General features: G+C 42.8%; 16 protein-coding genes. 10 read left to right on the forward strand and 6 right to left on the reverse strand.

Annotated features, from left to right (window positions below):
- Positions 1–33 precede the first annotated feature (33 nt).
- The 7 genes from benA to NG55_RS13340 all read left to right on the forward strand — a co-directional run bounded on the left by benA (position 34) and on the right by NG55_RS13340 (position 8215).
- A complete protein-coding gene (benA, locus tag NG55_RS13310) occupies positions 34–1416 on the forward strand; it encodes a benzoate 1,2-dioxygenase large subunit (RefSeq protein ID WP_065343526.1) in 1383 nt (460 codons plus the stop codon).
- Complete coding sequence (benB, locus tag NG55_RS13315; protein ID WP_023270690.1) at positions 1413–1913, forward strand: benzoate 1,2-dioxygenase small subunit; 501 nt, start codon at positions 1413–1415, stop codon at positions 1911–1913. Before benA ends, benB begins: the two co-directional genes overlap by 4 nt.
- 73 nt (positions 1914–1986) lie before the next feature.
- Positions 1987–3003, forward strand: coding sequence for a benzoate 1,2-dioxygenase electron transfer component BenC (gene benC / locus NG55_RS13320; RefSeq protein WP_065343527.1), 1017 nt, complete (start codon positions 1987–1989; stop codon positions 3001–3003).
- Between the two features lie 21 nt (positions 3004–3024).
- Positions 3025–3810 (forward strand): benzoate diol dehydrogenase BenD, encoded by a 786-nt coding sequence (benD, locus tag NG55_RS13325; protein WP_065343528.1) that lies wholly within the window; start codon positions 3025–3027, stop codon positions 3808–3810.
- Positions 3811–3866: 56 nt separating this feature from the next.
- Positions 3867–5060, forward strand: coding sequence for a benzoate/H(+) symporter BenE (gene benE / locus NG55_RS13330; RefSeq protein ID WP_065343529.1), 1194 nt, complete (start codon positions 3867–3869; stop codon positions 5058–5060).
- A gap of 482 nt (positions 5061–5542) precedes the next feature.
- Positions 5543–6901, forward strand: coding sequence for an aromatic acid/H+ symport family MFS transporter (locus tag NG55_RS13335; protein WP_065343530.1), 1359 nt, complete (start codon positions 5543–5545; stop codon positions 6899–6901).
- A gap of 45 nt (positions 6902–6946) precedes the next feature.
- A complete protein-coding gene (locus NG55_RS13340; protein ID WP_065343531.1) occupies positions 6947–8215 on the forward strand; it encodes an OprD family outer membrane porin in 1269 nt (422 codons plus the stop codon).
- A 103-nt stretch (positions 8216–8318) separates the two neighbouring features.
- Here the strand turns inward: NG55_RS13340 and ftn are convergent, their stop codons facing one another.
- Positions 8319–8783: a heteropolymeric bacterioferritin subunit Ftn gene (gene ftn / locus NG55_RS13345; protein ID WP_016541697.1), complete on the reverse strand. Its 465-nt coding sequence runs from the start codon at positions 8781–8783 to the stop codon at positions 8319–8321.
- A 353-nt stretch (positions 8784–9136) separates the two neighbouring features.
- Between ftn and NG55_RS13350 the strand changes: the two genes are divergently transcribed.
- Entirely contained in the window at positions 9137–10192 is a 1056-nt protein-coding gene (locus NG55_RS13350; RefSeq protein ID WP_065343532.1) for an SDR family oxidoreductase, read from the forward strand.
- Positions 10193–10240: 48 nt separating this feature from the next.
- Here NG55_RS13350 and NG55_RS13355 read toward each other — a convergent pair whose 3' ends face one another.
- From NG55_RS13355 to NG55_RS13375, 5 genes are all read right to left on the reverse strand, one after another.
- A complete protein-coding gene (locus tag NG55_RS13355) occupies positions 10241–11065 on the reverse strand; it encodes a hypothetical protein (protein ID WP_065343533.1) in 825 nt (274 codons plus the stop codon).
- Positions 11055–13082 (reverse strand): NAD-dependent DNA ligase LigA, encoded by a 2028-nt coding sequence (gene ligA / locus NG55_RS13360; protein ID WP_065343534.1) that lies wholly within the window; start codon positions 13080–13082, stop codon positions 11055–11057. Before ligA ends, NG55_RS13355 begins: the two co-directional genes overlap by 11 nt.
- A 71-nt stretch (positions 13083–13153) precedes the next feature.
- The gene (locus NG55_RS13365; protein ID WP_065343535.1) at positions 13154–14155 is read right to left on the reverse strand and encodes a cell division protein ZipA C-terminal FtsZ-binding domain-containing protein; all 1002 of its coding nucleotides are present in this window, start codon (positions 14153–14155) and stop codon (positions 13154–13156) included.
- A 1-nt stretch (position 14156) separates the two neighbouring features.
- Positions 14157–17606, reverse strand: a complete 3450-nt coding sequence (gene smc, locus NG55_RS13370) for a chromosome segregation protein SMC (RefSeq protein WP_065343536.1) — start codon at positions 17604–17606, stop codon at positions 14157–14159.
- A gap of 10 nt (positions 17607–17616) precedes the next feature.
- Positions 17617–18312 carry a GntR family transcriptional regulator gene (locus tag NG55_RS13375; protein WP_016541691.1) on the reverse strand — a complete coding sequence of 232 codons (696 nt, stop codon included), beginning with the start codon at positions 18310–18312 and terminating at the stop codon, positions 17617–17619.
- A gap of 353 nt (positions 18313–18665) precedes the next feature.
- On the opposite strand from NG55_RS13375, the gene NG55_RS13380 reads away from it, so the two are divergent.
- On the forward strand, positions 18666–19631 hold the full coding sequence (locus tag NG55_RS13380) for a hypothetical protein (protein ID WP_065343537.1): 966 nt from the start codon (positions 18666–18668) through the stop codon (positions 19629–19631).
- A 14-nt stretch (positions 19632–19645) separates the two neighbouring features.
- The gene (locus NG55_RS13385) at positions 19646–20188 is read left to right on the forward strand and encodes a GTP-binding protein (protein ID WP_023270702.1); all 543 of its coding nucleotides are present in this window, start codon (positions 19646–19648) and stop codon (positions 20186–20188) included.
- Positions 20189–20191: the final 3 nt, after the last annotated feature.

Below are 20191 nucleotides of genomic sequence, written 5' to 3' on the forward strand. Positions count from 1 at the left end.
ACTTCCACAGATTTGGAAAGTCGGAGAACGGACATGCCACGTATTCCTGTAATCAATACCAGCCATCTTGACCGCATTGATGAATTACTGGTCGATAATATCGACACGGGTGAATTTAAACTTCATCGCTCAGTGTTTACCGATCAAGCTTTATTCGACCTCGAAATGAAATATATTTTCGAAGGCAATTGGGTTTATTTGGCCCACGAAAGTCAAATTCCCAATAATAATGATTTTTATACCACCCATATCGGACGTCAACCCATCATCATCGCCCGCAATCGTAATGGCGAATTGAATGCCATGATCAATGCCTGTTCCCATCGCGGTGCCCAACTCTGCCGCCATAAACGCGGTAACAAAGCTACCTATACCTGCCCTTTCCACGGTTGGACCTTTAACAACTCAGGCAAACTCCTCAAAGTTAAAGACCCAAGTGAAGCAGGTTATTCAGATTGCTTTAACCAAGACGGTTCACATGACCTGAAAAAAGTCGCACGTTTTGAAAACTACAAAGGTTTCTTGTTCGGCAGCCTCAATCCAGATGTGCCATCACTTGAAGAATTCTTGGGTGAAACCAGCAAAATCATCGACATGATTGTCGATCAATCCGAACATGGTTTAGAAGTTCTACGCGGCACATCATCCTATACCTATGAAGGGAATTGGAAACTCACCGCTGAAAATGGTGCCGATGGTTATCACGTTTCAGCAGTGCATTGGAACTATGCCGCAACCACCCAACACCGCAAAGAGACTCAAGCTGCCGATAATATTCGTGCCATGAGTGCTGGTTCTTGGGGCAAACAAGGCGGCGGTTCTTATGGTTTTGAAAATGGCCATATGCTGCTGTGGACGCAATGGGCCAATCCTGAAGATCGTCCGAACTTTCCGAAGGCAGACGAATATACCGAAAAATACGGCGCAGCCATGTCGAAATGGATGATCGAACGCTCACGTAATCTCTGCCTCTATCCAAACGTGTATTTGATGGATCAGTTCGGCTCGCAAATTCGGGTGTTACGTCCGATTTCGGTCGATCGTACTGAAGTGACGATTTATTGTATTGCGCCGAAAGGTGAAGCCCCTGAAGCACGTGCGCGTCGTATACGTCAATATGAAGATTTCTTTAATGCTTCTGGTATGGCCACACCCGATGATCTGGAAGAATTCCGTGCCTGTCAGGCTGGTTATGCAGGTATTGCACTGGAATGGAATGATATGTGCCGCGGTTCAAAACACTGGATTTATGGCCCTGATGATGCAGCCAATGAAATTGGCCTTAAACCGATGTTAAGCGGAATTAAAACCGAAGATGAAGGCCTTTATCTGGCGCAACATCAATACTGGCTGCAGACCATGAAACACGCCATTGTCGCTGAGAAGCAAATCGCGGCTCAAGGAGAAAACGCATGAGTATTCAAGACAAAACCAGCTTGGAAAATATTGCCCAGTTTCTTTACCGTGAAGCACGCTTTTTAGATGATGAACAATGGGACGATTGGCTCAATTGTTATGCCCCTGAAGCCAGTTTCTGGATGCCTGCGTGGGATGACAATGATCAACTCACTGAAGATCCACAAGCTGAAATTTCACTGATTTATTACCCTGATCGCCAAGGCTTGGAAGACCGTGTGTTCCGTATCAAGACCGAACGTTCTTCTGCCACCATGCCCGATACCCGCACTTGTCACAATATTGCCAACATTGAAATCGTTGCGCGCGACGGAGATAAGCTTACGGTTCGCTTCAATTGGAACACCTTGAGCTTTCGCTATAAAACCACCTATAGCTACTTTGGTATGTCACGCTATGTGATTGATTGCTCTGACAATCAACCCAAAATCTTAAGCAAATATGTGGTACTAAAAAATGACTATATCAATCAAGTGATTGATATTTACCACCTCTAAAAAATAGGTCTCCTCAGCCAAACGGACTGTTGGCTGAGGTCCCAAATTAAAATTATTTTGTAGGATACATCTCATGTCAAACCACAATGTAGCACTTCAATTTGAAGATGGTGTGACACGTTTTATTAGTGTCGCTCAAGGCGAAACCCTGTCCGATGCAGCCTATCGCCAAAAAATTAATATTCCTTTGGACTGCCGTGACGGTGCCTGTGGTACCTGCCGTGCCTTCTGTGAATCTGGCAGTTATGATATGCCAGAAGAAACGTATATCGAAGATGCCTTGACGCCTGAAGAAGCAGAGCAAGGTTATATTCTGGCGTGCCAATGCCGCCCAAGCTCAGATGCTGTATTCCAGATTCAAGCATCATCTGATGTCTGTAAAACTGAAATTCATTCTTTCCAAGGGACTTTGGCCCGCGTTGAAAACCTGTCTGATTCCACCATTACTTTTGATATTCAACTGGATGATGGTCAACCCGATATCCATTTCCTTGCAGGGCAATATGTCAATGTTGGTATTCCAGCAACAGGCGAAACCCGTTCATATTCATTTAGTTCCAAGCCCGGTAACCGTTTAACAGGCTTTGTGGTTCGTAATGTCCCAAATGGCAAAATGAGCGACTTTTTGAGTAAAACCGCTCAAGCGGGTGACAAGATGACTTTTACAGGACCATTCGGAAGTTTCTATCTCCGTAATGTCACGCGTCCTGTACTGATGCTGGCGGGTGGTACAGGCATTGCCCCTTTCATGTCGATGCTACAAGTACTGGAAGAAAAAGGTTCTAACCAACCTGTGCGCTTAGTGTTTGGCGTGACCAACGATTTTGATCTGGTGGCTTTGGAAAAGTTGGCAGAATTACAAGCGAAATTCCCTTGGTTTGAATATCGGACTGTGGTTGCCCATCCTGACAGTCAACATGCGCGTAAAGGCTATGTCACAAGCCATATCGAATCTGACTGGCTAAACAGTGGCGATGTTGATATTTATCTCTGTGGGCCTGTACCAATGGTCGAAGCCGTCCGTGGTTGGTTAGAGGCAGAACAGATCAAACCTGCTCACTTCCTATTCGAAAAGTTCTCTGCGAATTGATGGTTACTGGAGAATTAACCTATGTCTCAAGCACAAAGATTTAAGCATAAAGTAGTGATTGTCACTGGCAGTGCTCAAGGCATTGGCCGTGGCGTGGCGCTACAACTGGCGACCGAAGGTGCACAACTGGTCTTGGCAGATCGTTCTGATTATGTGCAGGATGTGCTGGCTGAAGTAAAAGCCTTGGGTGCTGATGCCATCACCATCCAAGCCGATTTGGAAAGCTTTGCGGGTGCACAAAGTGTCGTTGCCAAAGCGATTGAACAGTTCGGTCGAGTCGATATTCTAATCAATAATGTCGGCGGTGCGATCTGGATGAAACCTTTTCAGGAGTTTTCTGAAGAAGAAATTATCAAGGAAGTGAATCGCTCACTTTTTCCAACTTTATGGTGTTGCCGAGCAGTCTTGCCTACAATGATTCAACAACAGGCAGGCGTGATCGTCAATGTTTCTTCGATTGCCACTCGTGGCATTAACCGCATTCCCTACTCTGCAGCCAAAGGTGGCGTCAATGCACTGACGGCATCACTGGCCTTTGAACATGCCAAAGATGGAATTCGCGTCAATGCCATTGCCACAGGTGGAACCGAAGCCCCACCACGCAAAGTACCACGCAATCACAATCCTCTTAGTCAAAATGAAAAAGACTGGATGCAGCAGGTCGTCGATCAAACCATCGACCGCACATTTATGGGCCGTTATGGCAGTATTGAGGAACAGGTCAAAGCCATTATCTTTGTTGCATCCGAGGATGCCTCCTATATCACGGGTAGTGTTATTCCTGTGGGAGGTGGAGATCAGGGTTAGCCCTGATCTTTTGCATTTCAGATAAAGTACAGGATGTGCATGGAGGCCATCAGCGAATGACAACATTATTCAAAACATTAAAACAAGATTGGTCTATTTCAGCCACGGTTGCTGGTTTTCTGGCGGTGCTGATTTCCTATTCAGGGCCACTAATTATTTTCTTTCAGGCAGCACAACGTGCCCATGTCTCGACAGAGATGATGGTGTCATGGATTTGGGGCATTTCCATCGGTGCAGCTGTTGCGGGAATTTATCTCTCGATCAAATACAAAACCCCTGTTATTACCGCATGGTCTGCGCCAGGGACCGCTTTATTGGTGACACTATTTCCTGACATTTCTCTGAATGAAGCCATCTCGGCCTATATCACCTCTGCGATTGTGATTTTTCTGATTGGAATTACGGGTTGTTTTGACAAACTCCTCAAATGGATTCCTCAAGATGTTGCTGCTGGCATGATGGCAGGTATCCTATTCCAGTTTGGAATCAACCTGTTTACCGCCTCGGACAGCATGCCTTTAATTGTATTCAGCATGCTGATTGTGTTTTTGATTGCCAAACGGCTGATGCCGCGCTACACCATGATCTGGGTATTGGCAGCTGGTATTTCACTCAGTTTATTCTTGGGAAAAATGAATCCTGTAGAAGTCAGTTTTCATCTAGCGATTCCACAATGGATCAGCCCGGAATGGACTTGGAACTCCACCTTAAATCTGGCACTGCCCTTGATTCTGGTCAGTCTGTCGGGTCAGTTTTTACCAGGGATGGCGATCATGAAGTTGAGTGGTTATGACACCCCTGCCAAACCGATTATTACTGCAACCAGTATTGCCTCTTTAGCGGTGGCCTGTGTCGGCGGTATTACCATCGTGCTCGCATCTATTACGGCGGCGCTATGTATGGGCAAAGATGCACATGAACTGAAAGAAAAACGCTATATCGCAGGGATTGCCAATGGGATTTTTTATATTCTTGGCGGACTATTTGCTGGCAGTATTGTGATGCTGTTTAGCTTATTGCCCAAAGAGCTGGTTGCCGCGTTAGCAGGTTTAGCCTTGCTCGGCGCAATTGCAACCAATATCACTGCTGCCATGCAGAATCCTCAACACCGTGATGCTGCATTGATTACCTTTCTGGCGACAGCTTCCGGGATGCATTTTCTTGGATTAAGTTCGGTATTTTGGGGAATCTGTATTGGGGTGATTGCCCATCTCATTCTCACCCAACGCGCGGCAACACAATCTGCTTAAGAAAAAGAGAACAGCTCCCCCGACTCTCCGCCTTGCTGTCATATCAAAGCCGACTTTAGTCACATCAAGTTGTGTTTTTAAAAACTCAGCAAGGCAATTTTTAAACCTCACTTTAAAATATAAAATTATGAGGTCCAGTTAGATACTTAAAATCAATCCAACATCAATTAAACCAATTGGTAAAATAAAAAAATACATCCAACTTAAAAACAACTCTCCTATTTAGAAATGATTCTATCGTTTAAAAAAAACACATTTAAGCAGCATAAAATCAGCAAAATTCTCACCATTTAATATTTAATGGAATTTAAAAAAATAAATTAGAGAAGTAAAATAAAAATATAAATTTCAACATTTTAATTCAATAAAATCACAATACTTTAAAGACATAAAGATATATCAATTAGGTTTTTGACTCTGATCCAATAACAAAATAGCTTAATAAAAAATAACTCGGTACTTCACAAATTGGAGGTGAAGCAATGGATACAAACAAGGTCAATATTAATGACATAATTGATAAAGCGCGTTTTACCGCTTTTCATTGGAAAGTTTTAATCTGGTGTCTCATCATTATTATTTTTGATGGATACGATCTAGTAATTTATGGTGTGGCATTGCCCTTATTGATGCAGCAATGGTCACTGACTGCCGTGCAAGCTGGATTGCTTGCCAGCGCAGCCTTATTCGGGATGATGTTTGGCGCCATGATTTTTGGCACACTTTCAGACAAACTGGGTCGTAAAAAAACCATTCTGATCTGTGTCACCTTATTCAGTGGGTTCACCTTCTTAGGGGCATTTGCGAAAAGTCCAACTGAATTTGCAATTTTACGTTTTATCGCGGGACTTGGCATTGGTGGGGTGATGCCAAATGTGGTTGCACTCATGACCGAATATGCCCCGAAGAAAATCCGCAGCACTTTGGTTGCATTGATGTTTAGTGGCTATGCCATAGGCGGAATGAGCTCTGCCTTACTGGGTGCATGGTTGGTCAAAGACATGGGCTGGCAAATCATGTTTTTAATTGCAGGCATTCCATTATTACTTCTTCCACTGATCTGGAAATTTCTACCTGAATCTCTGGCATTTTTAGTGAAATCGAATCATCACGATCAAGCCCAGATGATTGTCACTAAAATCGCACCTGAAACTGAATTAACCAGCAATACTCAACTGATTCTAAATGAAAGTACCAGCACCGAAGCGCCTGTGCGTGCACTGTTTCAACAAGGTCGTAGCTTTAGTACCTTCATGTTCTGGATTGCATTCTTTATGTGCTTATTGATGGTTTATGCGCTAGGCAGTTGGCTACCTAAACTCATGCTACAAGCAGGTTACTCTTTAGGTGCCAGTATGTTGTTCCTATTTGCACTGAATATTGGAGGCATGGTCGGCGCAATTGGCGGTGGTGCACTGGCTGATAAATTCCACTTAAAACCCGTGATTACCAGCATGTTTGTGATTGGTGCAGCCGCCCTAATTCTGCTGGGTTTTAATAGCCCCCAATTTATTTTATATAGCCTGATTGCCATCGCAGGGGCCGCAACCATTGGCTCACAGATTCTGCTCTATACTTTTGTGGCGCAATTCTATCCAACCGCAGTACGTTCAACTGGGATGGGATGGGCTTCAGGTATTGGACGAATTGGCGCCATCATCGGCCCTGTGTTAACAGGTGCTTTGCTCACCTTTGAACTGCCTCACCAAATGAATTTTCTCGCAATTGCCATCCCTGGCATTATCGCGGCGCTTGCCATCTTTATGGTCAATTTAAAAGTTTCAGTTGCAGCCCAAACAGCTCCGAACTTTAACCCACAAGCTTCGCTCACTCAGCAATAACAATAAGTGCGCCGAGGATTGGCGCACTGACTTCGGATATGGATTATGAAATTATTACAGCGCTTTTGCCCTACGCGTTTAACGGTTGCAAGCCTATTGGCAATCGGTGGCTTGTCTAGCCCAGTTGTTTTCGCTGCTGAAACAACCCAGCCAGCTCAAGATGAATGGAAATTTACCCTCAAAAATGCCTATATCAACCGCGACTATGACAACCCAAGCCTTAAAGATACAGGCAGCTGGTCTCAAGCGGCATCTTTATTTTACAAATCAAATATGCGGGATACCCCACTACAAATCGCAGATAAACCGATCACCATTGGTGCGGATGCTTCAGTGCAATATGCGGTACGTTTGAGTCAAGATAAGCATGTGGCGGATACCGTGTTGCCATTCGACACCCAAACACAATCGCAAGCCTCTGACTATTTAAAATATGGTGCGACCTTAAAACTGGGCTATGACAAAACACTGCTCAGTGTCGGTGAACTCTGGCTGGATCTTCCTGTGACGGCGGTAGATGCCAGTCGCCAGTTGTTGGCATCGTATTGGGGCACCAACTTAAAGTCACAACTTTCTGATCAGCTCTATGCCGAAATAGGCCGAGTGACCAAAGTGTCACCGCGTAATGAAGAAGATTTTAAGAAATTTTCTTTTACTGCCAATGGCAAAACCGTTTACTCAGATGGTTTGAATTATCTGGATTTGCGTTATCAACTGACGCCCTCATTGAAGGCCGAATACTACTTCGGCAATTTAGAAGACCTCTACAACAAACACTATGTTGGGCTAGAGCATACATGGAAACAACCGAACTTCTCATTGAATTCCAAGTTTAAATATTTCAATGCTAAAAATGATGGCAACAACTTTGATATTGATGCGCAAAATATTGGAATACTGGAAATGCTGAAAGTGAATAATCAGTCTTTTGGTTTGGGCTATCAACAGATTATCGGGGAGTCTGCTTATCCTTTACCTGATGGTTTCCTACCTGAAACTTATTTTATCAACTGGAATGCCACAGGCTTCTTCAAGAAGAATGAAAAGTCTTATCACTTGATGTATGGCTATGATTTTAAGGACTATGTACCAGGGCTAAATGCGATGGTGAAATATGTCTATGGTCATGATTTTAAGGCCGCTAATGGCAATAAAAACCATGAAACTGAGTCCAATATTATTCTGAACTATGCTTTTCAGCAGCCTTATCTCAAAGGCTTTGCCCTACAATACATCCGCATTGACTATGATGTGAAACATGGCAATGACTTTGGTGAAGACCGCTTATTTGTCAACTACAGTAAAAAATTCTAAGTCTTAGTCTGATGGTTGAGTAAACAGTTTCTTCCGCTCAAATAAAAAGAGAACTTCATTTGAAGTTCTCTTTTTTCATTACGAATTCAGTCGGATGGATCACTTAAATTTGTGATTGAATATAATTCTGCAAACCAATCAATTCAATTAAACGCAATTGCTTTTCTAACCAGTAGGTATGATCTTCTTCTGTATCAGAAAGCTGCTGACGCAACATATCACGGCTAATATAGTCGCCTTTTTCTTCACACAGTTTAATACCCACTGCCAATTTTTCACGCACATGGTATTCAAGTGCTAAATCTGCTTTGAGACAGCTCACCACATCGTGACCCACATTGATGTCTTCACGATGCATATTCGGTTGAGCACCTAAGAACAGCACACGACGAATGATTGAATCGGCATGAGATGCTTCTTCTTGCATTTCATGGTCAATACGCTCGTAGATTTTGCTCAAGCCCCAATCTTCGTACATTCTTGAATGAATTAAATATTGATCACGAGCAGCCAATTCACCGCCAATGAGCATATTTAAATAGTCGATGACTTCTGGATTGCCACGCATAATACTTACTCCTATCGAATGACAATATTATGGCCAAGTTACAATAGAATTGCAAAAACAAAAGTGTGTAAGTTTATGATTTTTATAAAATTAAAATGAGAAGCATACGCATTTACAGTTCGAATTGGCTAAATTTATCTAAATAAAATAAGCCTTTGCATATCATTTATGGCTTTAAAAAGTGATAATCCTATTGAAAATCATTTGTTTGATTTTTTGTAACCATTAGCAATGCTTCTTATTCCGCTGATGTTTTGATCAAAAAATCATGAAAAATGACTGTTCAGCTGTTGTTTGTTTGAGCAAAATTCGGTAAATAACAGCAATCACAAAAACATAATGTGGAAACCACAATGGATAAAAGCAAACCAATTTTGGTCACTGGCGCGACGGGTTATATTGCAGGCTGGATTATTGAACGTCTGTTGAATCAAGGCTATACGGTTCATGCAACGGTGCGTGACCCATCCAAGAAAAATAAGATTCAGCATTTGTACGATCTGGCAGAGCAATCTTCTGGGAGGATTGAATTTTTTAAAGCAGATTTGCTTGAACCACGTTCATTTGATGATGCAATGAAAGATTGTGAAATCGTGATTCATACCGCATCTCCTTTTGTGGTGACCAATTATAAAGATGCAGTCAAAGACATTATTGAGCCTGCGGTGAAAGGCACAGAAAATGTATTAGACAGTGTTAATCGCACCGAGTCGGTCAAACGTGTGGTGCTGACCTCAAGTATTGCCTCGACCTATGGTGATGCGATTGAGATTCAAAATACTGCCAACAATGAATTTGATGAAAATCACTGGAACAATACCAGTAGCGAGACACATCAGCCTTATCCTTATTCAAAAGTCGCGGCAGAACGCAAAGCATGGGACATGGCTGAACAACAAAATCGTTGGGATTTAGTCTGTATTAATCCCGCCTTAGTGATGGGGCCTTCCCTCACCGATGCGAGTCAGTCAGGCAGTATTGAAGTGTTACAACAGTTTGGTAATGGCACCACCTTGTTTGGTGTACCGCCAATGTGGAATGGGATTGTCGATGTCCGTGATGTTGCCGATGCGCATGTCGCAGCAGCCCTGAATCCTAAAGCACAAGGCCGTTATATCATTTGTGGTGGCACACTCAGCTTATTGGATATGGGTAAGGCACTTACTCAGAAATTTGGCTATAAGTTTCCATTCCCGCATTTTACTGTGCCAAAAACTGCCTTTTCATTTGTCGCGCCAATCCTCGGACATTCACGTGAATTTGTAAAATTGAATATGGGATATCCAATTTATTTTAATGCACAACGTAGTGTCAATGAACTCGGGATTGAATATCGCGATGTGCGTGAAAGTGTCTGCGAACATTTCCAGCAATTGCTGGATGATGGCATTGTGAAAAAATATATTTAATCAAAAAGCACCTCTCAATTTCATCATTGAGAGGTGCCTCGCTCACCGTTATTTCATCTTAAATGCTTCTAAGATGTATTCACCAATATCCTTATAATGATGACCATGGTGGTCTTCTAAATAGAGCAACGCGACATATTCTTTTCTTGCCCCATGTCGACCAGCGGATTCAAGCTTTTCATAAGGTTGATAGAAAAGTTTAGCAGTCTTACCTTTTTGAAACTCAACGTTCACATGACAGATTTTTTGTGAATTATTTTCAGACTCAACACTTTTCACCTGACCCAACCTTAAATCAGCATATTGATAGAGTTTCTGTCTTAATTGCCAACGTAACTCAAAATCAAGTTGAGATAGTGAAGCATCCTCTTGATCTATTTGATCGACTAAATATCGTTTTATCTGCTGATAAGCGAACTCCACCATATGATTAGGCTGATACACATTTGACTTTAACAACCCTTGATCATAAATAGAATCAGAAGCAATCAGATGATGCGGTTTCACGTGAGCGAACTGCTCAACAGCATGATCAAACACCTTGATTTCATTTTGGACGTCTAACTGAAATTCTCTCCAGCATCTCTCTGCATCCTCATGACTTTTCTGTAGACAAGCCGACCTTTTTTGTATTTCTTGCGCTTTTAATAAATCGAAAAACAAGCGTTGTCTTAATTCAATTTTTTCCAATACAGCATTTAAAAGCTGCGTATTGACATCTTCTTGTACACTACCTAGCACTTTCGTTTGATTGCATTTAACTGCATTATCATAACGATAATAAGCAAGCATCACAAAAAAAGGAAGAATGAGTGCTAAGCAATACATGATGATTAACTTAGCACTTTCTTTATCTACGTCATCAAGCTTCATACTGCTTCAAAAACGCTAAAAACTCTTGCTCATTCAAGACTCGAATGTCTAACTTCTGCGCTTTATCCAGCTTACTACCCGCTTTCTCACCTGCAACCACACATTTGGTTTTACTGGACACACTGCCACTGACACGCGCACCTAAGGCTTGAAGCTTCTGGGTTGCTTCATCACGGCCCATGGTTTCCAATGTTCCTGTCACCACCCAACTCTCACCATTCAATGGTTGACGTGTTGGAGCTGTCGGTGCATCCCAATGGATACCTGCCGCCATTAAACGATCTAACACTTCGATGTTATGCGGTGCTTGGAAGAAATCTGCAATCCACTCAGCAGTAATATCACCCACATCAGGGGTTTTCTTGAGTGCTTCAATATCAGCAGCTTTAAGTGCCTCCAGCGTCTGGAAAGTATTGGCGAGCATACGTGCGGTGGTTTCACCGACACCGCGAATCCCCAAGGCATAAATAAAACGTGCTAAAGTGGTTTTCTTGCTCGCTTCAATCGCCTCAATCAAGTTCTGAACCGATTTCTCACCCATTTTCTCAATGGTCAATAAAGTGTCGCGATGCTCATGCAAATGATAAATATCAGCCACATCTTTGAGTAGGTCGAGATGTAAAAGTGACTCCACCCAACGGTCGCCTAAGCCTTCAATATCCAAAGCTTTACGCGAAACAAAGTGACGAATGGCTTCGATCCGTTGTGCTGCACAATAGAGACCACCTGAACAACGCGCCAAGGCCTCACCTTCTGGCATCACCACAGGTGATTCACACACAGGACAATTGGTCGGGAGATGCACCATCTCTGCATCGGCAGGTCTGAACTCAGCCCAAACCTTCTCAACTTTTGGAATCACATCACCCGTGCGGTAAACACTAACGGTATCGCCAACACGCACATCTAAACGATGGATTTCACCAATGTTATGTAAGGTCACATTGGATACTGTCACCCCACCAACAAAGACAGGGGCTAAACGTGCGACAGGTGTCAGTGTTCCTGTACGCCCCACTTGCCAGTCAATATTCTCAACTTTGGTGAGTGCTGCCTGTGCAGGGAATTTATAAGCCGTTGCCCAACGTGGTTCACGACTCAAGAAACCTAATTGTTGTTGCTGTTTAAGGCTATCCACCTTAATCACCATGCCATCAATTTCAACTTTAAGATCTGGACGCTCTTGTTGGATCTGCTCATAGCATTGTTGTACTTCTTCAATCGAAGCACACAGGAATTGACGTTCTGCGATTTCAAAACCAAATTTGGTTAACCAGTGCAAGCTGTCATGCATGGTCTCAAGGCCATGATTGGGCTGACACTGGGCAATCCCATAGGCATAGAACGCCAATGGACGTGAAGCGGCTATATTTGGGTCTAACTGACGAAGGCTTCCTGCTGCTGCATTACGTGGATTAGCAAAGGTCTTGTCACCTTTGGCTTCTTGATCGGCATTGAGCTTTTCAAAGCCTTGCTTTGGCATCAATACTTCACCACGAACTTCAAGAAACGCGGGAATCGCTTGATACTGACTGGATAATACTTTCGGCAGATTCCGAATGGTTTTAACATTCTGAGTAATGTCTTCACCTGTCTCGCCATCACCACGTGTCACGCCACGAACCAAGACGCCATGTTCATACCACAGTGAAATCGCTAAGCCATCGAGTTTCAGTTCAACGTCATACTGGACTTTTTGATTCGGTAACCGCTCATCAATACGGCGGGCGAAAGCAAACAGGTCTTCCTGATTAAAGACATTGCCCAATGACAGCATTGGCACTGCATGAGTCACACTTTCAAATTTTGATAGCGCTTGACCACCCACTTTATTGGTCGGGGTATCGGCCTGAATACAGTTTGAATATTGTTGTTCTAGTGCTTTCAACTGATGAAATAAATGGTCATATTCACTGTCAGAAATGGAAGGTTGATCCATCACATAATAAGCATGATTGTGTTTTGCAATCAGTTGAATCAACTGACGCATTTGCTCAATAACTGAGTTGTGTTCCATTTAAATTTCACCATATAAAAGGGCGGAAAAACCGCCCTATAATTTTTACTAAATTTATTATAAAAGATTCATTAGACGGTTGCTTGATTTGGACGATAATCGATCACATGATGACGCCAATGTTCTTTCAACTGCGGCGTAAACTCTAAATTGTTTTCATCATAGACCTTACCATCGACTTCACGTGCAATTAAACCCGCAATACTGGTCATCATGTCATAACCCGTGACTGCTTTACTATTTGGCAATGCAAGGAAAAATGCTAGACCTTGTACTTGTTCGCCAGATAAGGTTTCCAAATCAAAACCTGCTGGACCATTATCCGTCATACGCAGCACAGAGAACATCAAGGCACTTGGCTCGTCGGTATTTTCATAACGATGGAAACATGACATTTCACCGAAACGTAGACCGTATTTCAATAATACTTTAAGTGCTTTATCACCTGATAAGGCACGGCGTGGGTTCGGATAAACATTCAAGGCAATAATTTGTTCTGCAGTTGCTAAAGCACTTTCATCATCATAGCGCTGCTGTTCATGTAAATGCACATCCAGAATATTACTTTCGCCATCAAACTCTTCAATCGCAACCGTTTCAATATTTGGATTTAAGCTGAGTTCCGCTTCAGTTTTTTCCTCAGCTTTCTCTGTAGCTTCTACATTTTCAGAGACCACTGTTGTTTCTGCTTCAGCTGCTACTGTCTGATCTTTTTGAGCCGCTTCCAGTTCTACTACAGTTTCAACAGCCTCATCTGCTTTAGCAGTTTGTTCGATTTCCGTCGTTTTTGTTTCAACACTAGTCGCATCAATGGCTTGCTCTGCCACAGGCTCCACTACAATTGCTTCAGTATTTAAACTTGGTTCGACACGCTCAGTTGTGGTCACCACTTCTTTTTGTAAAAGCTGGTCACGTACATGACGTGGAATCACAGGTTGCTGACTTTCAGGATTAATATGTAAATCTGCTTCTAATGATGGCTCAACTGGTTTTGGTTTTCTTAAAATCATGATTAAACCAACGAGCATAATCGCAACGGCGGCAACAATGCCTATTATTGTATTCATTTCCATACTAAGACTCCGCAACTAACCCGTATTCTTTTGCCTGTTCTAAATCGACAGTCACTAATTTTGATGTACCTGGCTCTGGCATGGTGACTCCAAGTAAATCAGTTGCCATTGTCATCGCCAATTTATTATGTGTAATGTAAATGAATTGCACTTGTTCAGAAAGCTCTTTTACCAAATTACAATACCGTTGTACATTGGCATCATCAAGTGGCGCATCAACTTCGTCCAGTACGCAGAACGGTGCAGGGTTCAATCTAAAGATGGCAAACACCAAAGCCAAAGCCGTTAAAGTCTTTTCACCGCCTGAAAGCAAGGCCAAAGAGCTGTTACGCTTGCCAGGTGGACGCGCCATCAGTTTCACCCCAGACTGCCAATCATCTTCAAGGCTTAAAGTCGCTTCACCACCACCAAATACCTTTGGAAACAACAGTTGCAGTTCTTGATTGACCTGATCAAAGGTAGTCATAAATAACTTACGCGTTTCCTGATCAATACTTTTCATCGCGTCTTTGAGCTGATCAACGGTATTTTGTAGATCCTGCATCTGGTGACTCAGTTCATCAAAACGCTGTGACACTTCTTCGTATTCTTGTGAAGCCGCTAAATTCACGGCACCGATTTTCTCAAATTGCTGCTGGGCTTTTTCCAGTTTCTGCTGATGATCTTTAATTTCAATCGACACATCAGATAAAGCGTCTGTATTCAGTTCTTTCAGTTGCTCTAAATAATGTTCACGATCTGATTTCGCCGCCTGCCAAGCCAAGCGCTTTTGCTCTAACTGCTCACGCACCTGCTCATCTTTTTGCTGTGCTTGATGGCGTTGTTCCGTCAGTTGCTGCTGCTTCTCTTGTACTTGATTCAGTTCCAGCTGCCATTCATTCCAGGTTTTTTGCAGCTTTTCGGTTTGCTGGAATTGCTGTTGGAATTGTGACTCCAAGTTGGGTAGTTCAAGCTGAATCGGATCAACAAACTTCTTGGCCTGTTCGATTTGTTCAATGATTTGACGGTATTGTGTTTTTAGGAACGAGATATCTTTCTCTAACAACTCAATTTGCTGATTGGCTTGCGAAGTCTGGCGACGCAAAGCTTCACGTTGCTGCTGTTGTTGAGTCAACTGTTGTTGCTGCTCATCCAACTGCTCATTCAAGTTTTCCACCTGAAATTGCAAAGTCTTATAATTTGGCAACACCGATTCTAATTTCAATGCCAGCGCATGCAGATCAATCTCCAGATCATCACGCTGCATGGCATCTTCTTCAAGCTGTAGATCAAGCTGTTTCAGTTGATCGGCCAATTGTTGTTGCTGCAACACAAAGGCCTGTGCGGTACTTTGCAGTTTGGCAATTTGCACATCCAGTTGCTGCAGCTCTTTTTGCTTTTGCTTCAAACTTTGCTGTTGTTGCTGCAAATGCTGTTGCTGCTGTTGCAACATTTCCTGCTGTTGAGAAAACTGATGTTCCAAGTTATCCAGCTGTGGTTGTTGCTGTGCCAGTTGCTGTTCAATTTCCTCTAAACGGACTTGATGACTGAGCATGCCCTGCGCAGTTTGGCTGTCTTCATCATAGTGCAGTGCAATCACCCAGTCTGAGCCGACATGATAACCATCCAGCGTTAAAATGGATTGTGCGTGCTGGAGATCCACTTGAGATCGCAAAGCTGTGGTTAAATCTTCTGCAACGGCGACATTGGCCCATAAAGAAGATTGTGGTGCCTCGATCCATTCACTCAAACAGGTCAGCTCTGCAACTTGAATAGGCTGCTGTGGTGATGATTTTAACTGTCGTGAGATGCCCTCTTGGAAGGCTTTCCCATTCTCAATCAACTGCGCTTGTAACCATTTGGCTAAGAACTTCTCAATAATGCTTGCATGCGCTTTAGCTTGAGCGCTTAAACGTAGGCTTTGCATCAATCGAACTGCATTTTGATCCTGCTTCGGACTTTGTTTTGCGACGAGCTGATTTAAGTTCTTTTGTTCAGCCAATAAAACCTGAATTTCTGTTTTCAGGCTTTGCAGATCCGTTTTGTTCGACTGTTGTTGATCTTGCTGTGTTTGAACATCCTGCTGTAATTGCTCAATCGCAGTTTCTAACGCAATAATTTCCTGTTGCAGTTGTTGTTGCAATTGTTGTAACTGCACCTGTTCATCATCCTGAACCTGAGCACGAATCTGAGTGGTTTGCGTTTGCAAGGTCTGCTTTTGCTGCTCAATCCGCAGCACGTTCTTACCGAGCTGTTCAATTTGCGCCGCCATCTGCAACTTTTTTTGTTGTTGCTGATCGACTTGAGTTTTCAGTTGATCAAATTGCTGTTGTGCTTGCTTGTGCTGTGCCTGAACATCAGTAAAATTTTGCTCAGCCGTTTGTGTCTGCTGCTCTAAGGCAAGTAAGCTTTCATTTTGCTCATCAAATTGAGTGCTTAAGGTTTCAACCTGTAATTCAGAGAGTTGCAGACGCTCTTTGGTTTGTACTTTCTGCTGTTCAAGTTGCAGCAAGCTGGTACTGTTTTGTTGAAATAAACTCTGTTTTTGTTCCAAAGTCATTTTTAATTCAGACAGCTTTTTCTCAGCCTGTTGCCACTCATGCTGCAACGGTGAAGACTGTTGAATTAAACGCTGAAATAAAGCACTAGTGGCTTCAAGATCGTGCTCAATGGTCTGTGACTCTGAACGAACCAGTTTAAAGTTTTCGCCCAGTGCCGTCATTTCAACGGTATATTCTTGCTGTAATTTCTGACTTTGATTGGCTTGGAACGAAAGGATTTCAATTTTTAAAGTGCGAATCTGCCCTTCTAAGGTCTTATATTGAATTGCAGCTTCAGACTGGCGCTTCAAGCTGCGGAGTTGAGATTTTAGTTCAGCCGCAATATCGTCTAAACGTGCCAGATTCTGTTCAGTATGCTCTAAATGCTGTAAGGTTTCACGACGGCGTGCCTGATAACGGGACACTCCTGCCGCTTCTTCAATAAACACACGCATTTCTTCTGGCTTGGCATCAACCAGACGGTTAATCATGCCCTGTTCAATCACCGCATAAGAACGTGGCCCTAAACCAGTGCCCAAGAAAATATCGGTAATATCACGGCGACGGCAACGGGTGCCATTCAGGAAATATTCAGATTTACCTTCACGGGTGACTTGGCGGCGGACGGCCAGCTCGCTATAGGCATTATAAGCGCCACCGAGTTTGCCATAAGTATTATCAAAACGCAGTTCGACACTGGCAACCCCAACGGGTTTGCGTTTGGCGGTCCCGGTAAAAATAACATCCTGCATACTGCCGCCACGCAACTGGCGTGCGTTGGACTCGCCCATCACCCAGCGAATCGCATCAATGACATTTGATTTACCACAACCGTTCGGCCCAACCACCGCAGTACGGTTGGCCTTAAAATGTAATGTTGTACTATCGGCGAAAGATTTAAAGCCTGAAAGTTTTAAACTGCTTAAACGCATACTGCCCTAACTAGCGGCGTGAGCGTCTAGCCCAAGCCAATTCAATCTGTTTCATACGTGTCAGAGATTCCAACACAAGGTTGCGCAAGTGTCGACAAAAATCTTCCATAAATAAAGCAGCTTGTTGTGATTTTCGGATCAAAATAGCATCAATCACCAACTTGAATAGGGTAAATGATTCTTGGAGCTCTCGACGCGAAGTATTCAAGGTCAAAAAATAACTACGGCGTAACGACGGCAACAGTTCTTTATAAAATTGCATCAAATAAGGATTCGCCACCATGTCATGCTGTTCTGCCAGATATTTAAAGATGGCATCGTAAAATTTTTCGATATCGCCTGCGCGAACAAATTCGACCAGTTGATCCAATAAAGTTTGTAGTTGTTCTGCTTCATTGACTCGCCACGTTTCACTAATCCGCTGCACAATATGCCCAAGCACCATCACATTGGTGTCGAATAAGGCTTTGACTTGTTGTGCTGACATTTCAGAGACAATCGCGCCACGACGCGGAAAAATTTCAATTAAATAAGTCCGTTCCAGTAACAACAGTGCCTCACGAACCGAGCCACGACTGACATCTAATTCTTTGGCAATGCGCAACTCTTGAATGCGTTCACCTTCAACCAGCTCACCACTAATAATTTGTTCACTAATATACTTTGCAATCTGTTCAGAAAGACTATCAGCCTCTTCGAGATTCATGAGTCCCTCGCTATCTTTGTTATACGCATTGATACAATGCTGTTTGCGCTTTTTTGTTTTAACTGATCTCGCCCTATAAATTCTATATCATTGTCTGACAATTTTATTGCTTTTTAAGCCAATTGCGCTAAAAAATCGCAATATGATTCTCAATATGTACTAAAAAGTTAGTTTTTCTATTTTGAATATCAAATATTTATGTACTCAAGTAAAACTTAACCACACATCTGAAAAGATTTTCTTTCATCGCCTTTTAATTGATACAAGTCACAAAAAATAATATTTTCATTAAAAATATCGCACTTTTAATTCTCCTACTGAATTACTCAGTACACATATAGATGAGTCATAACATGGGTGTTCATCAAGCGGTCAATATTGCTATTTTTGGGCTCAGTCTCAGAACCTTGAATGAGTTAAAACAACAGGTTGAAACGGCTGTGCCACATCATGTCCAAATCAATTGGAGCAATATTGCCGAGCCGCAGCTGGATATCCTCATGATCAATCAGCTATTTTTTGATTCCCCCAATATTAAAAGCTTGCTGCAAAACAATAAAATCAATGTGCTGAAAATTGCCAATGACCTTGATAAAAATAGCGCCATTGAAGATGACACCTTATTTCTACCCTTGAACCATCTCCATTCATTGCATCACTGGCTCAGCCTTCATCTAAATGAACGCTTAAATCAAAGCTCAGAAAATATCGAAACTGAAGATACTCCGACCTTTCAGCGCAAACAAATTAAAGAAGTATTACAAGAAATCCAGAATCCGAAAAATGGCAAGATTCAGCTGTTTGATAATCAAGGACTACTCGCCATTGCCGATCCACGCAATCAATGGCTATGGCAACATCCTGAATTTGATTCTTTTCAAACCGACCCAAGCCTGAACTACACCTATGCCACACAAAATGATCTGCATTGGACTTTAGATGCACCGCAGCAAGACTTAAAACAATGGCTCTGGCATTTACTCTGGACCTCCATGAACTTTGAAGGATTATGTCCCGCCTCTGCCTCGAGTTTTTATCTGCAGTTCTGGCCGCAACCCAAAAACAAGCTTGATCGCCAAGATATCTTACGGATGTCTGCTTGTTTTGCCCAAGGTGCGCAAATCAGTATGGTTGCACAACAACTCAATCTGCCCGAACAAAAGGTCAGACATTTTGTCGCGGCGTGTTTGGGGGCAGAGTGTGGCACATTGATTAAAGATCAACAGGCAAAATATCGCCCGCAAACTCAGCAAAGCGAAACAGAACAACATTTTATGAAAAAACTATTTGGTCGCTTACGCCATCGTTTAGGCTTTTAATTAAGGTCATCCCTATGATTTTACATCAATATAAAATTGTCTTCGGTGGCACCATGGGTTCAGGTAAATCCTCGGCAATCAAAGCATTATCTGAAATTGAAGTCCTCAGTACCGAAGCACTGAACACCGATACCGAATCACATGACAAGTTACTGACCACTGTTGGGATTGATTATGGCGAACTGACTTTGGAGGACGGGCTCAAGGTCGGTTTATATGGCACACCCGGGCAAGATCGCTTCGATTTTATTTGGGCAGTGATTTGTAAAGGTGCAATCGGCACTATTGTCATGATTGATCACGCTGCCGAAAACCCTTTATTAGATTTAGAGCAATATCTTCAGGCCTTTCAGCCCTTTGGTCATAATATTGTGATTGCAATTACCCATATTGATCGCATGCCAGAACGCACCTTATCCATGTATCGTGACTGGCTGGCCGCCAAAGAACTGAATTACCCACTATTCTTTATTGATGCACGTCAGCAAGATGATGTACTTCTTCTGGTCGAAACCTTGATTGCCACCATTGAAGTACATTATGGTCTCACTCACTAAAAC

This window comes from Acinetobacter gyllenbergii (genome assembly GCF_001682515.1).
Classification (GTDB): domain Bacteria; phylum Pseudomonadota; class Gammaproteobacteria; order Pseudomonadales; family Moraxellaceae; genus Acinetobacter; species Acinetobacter gyllenbergii.

Excerpts from the sequence above, each read along its gene's own strand:
- NG55_RS13380 (WP_065343537.1), top strand. The coding sequence starts at position 18,666 with ATGGGTGTTCATCAAGCGGTCAATATTGCTATTTTTGGGCTCAGTCTC.
- benE (WP_065343529.1), top strand. The coding sequence starts at position 3,867 with ATGACAACATTATTCAAAACATTAAAACAAGATTGGTCTATTTCAGCC.
- benC (WP_065343527.1), top strand. The coding sequence starts at position 1,987 with ATGTCAAACCACAATGTAGCACTTCAATTTGAAGATGGTGTGACACGT.
- NG55_RS13340 (WP_065343531.1), top strand. The coding sequence starts at position 6,947 with ATGAAATTATTACAGCGCTTTTGCCCTACGCGTTTAACGGTTGCAAGC.
- NG55_RS13335 (WP_065343530.1), top strand. The coding sequence starts at position 5,543 with ATGGATACAAACAAGGTCAATATTAATGACATAATTGATAAAGCGCGT.
- ligA (WP_065343534.1), bottom strand. The coding sequence starts at position 13,082 with ATGGAACACAACTCAGTTATTGAGCAAATGCGTCAGTTGATTCAACTG.
- benD (WP_065343528.1), top strand. The coding sequence starts at position 3,025 with ATGTCTCAAGCACAAAGATTTAAGCATAAAGTAGTGATTGTCACTGGC.
- benA (WP_065343526.1), top strand. The coding sequence starts at position 34 with ATGCCACGTATTCCTGTAATCAATACCAGCCATCTTGACCGCATTGAT.
- NG55_RS13385 (WP_023270702.1), top strand. The coding sequence starts at position 19,646 with ATGATTTTACATCAATATAAAATTGTCTTCGGTGGCACCATGGGTTCA.
- benB (WP_023270690.1), top strand. The coding sequence starts at position 1,413 with ATGAGTATTCAAGACAAAACCAGCTTGGAAAATATTGCCCAGTTTCTT.
- ftn (WP_016541697.1), bottom strand. The coding sequence starts at position 8,783 with ATGCGTGGCAATCCAGAAGTCATCGACTATTTAAATATGCTCATTGGC.
- NG55_RS13355 (WP_065343533.1), bottom strand. The coding sequence starts at position 11,065 with ATGAAGCTTGATGACGTAGATAAAGAAAGTGCTAAGTTAATCATCATG.
- NG55_RS13375 (WP_016541691.1), bottom strand. The coding sequence starts at position 18,312 with ATGAATCTCGAAGAGGCTGATAGTCTTTCTGAACAGATTGCAAAGTAT.
- NG55_RS13350 (WP_065343532.1), top strand. The coding sequence starts at position 9,137 with ATGGATAAAAGCAAACCAATTTTGGTCACTGGCGCGACGGGTTATATT.
- smc (WP_065343536.1), bottom strand. The coding sequence starts at position 17,606 with ATGCGTTTAAGCAGTTTAAAACTTTCAGGCTTTAAATCTTTCGCCGAT.
- NG55_RS13365 (WP_065343535.1), bottom strand. The coding sequence starts at position 14,155 with ATGGAAATGAATACAATAATAGGCATTGTTGCCGCCGTTGCGATTATG.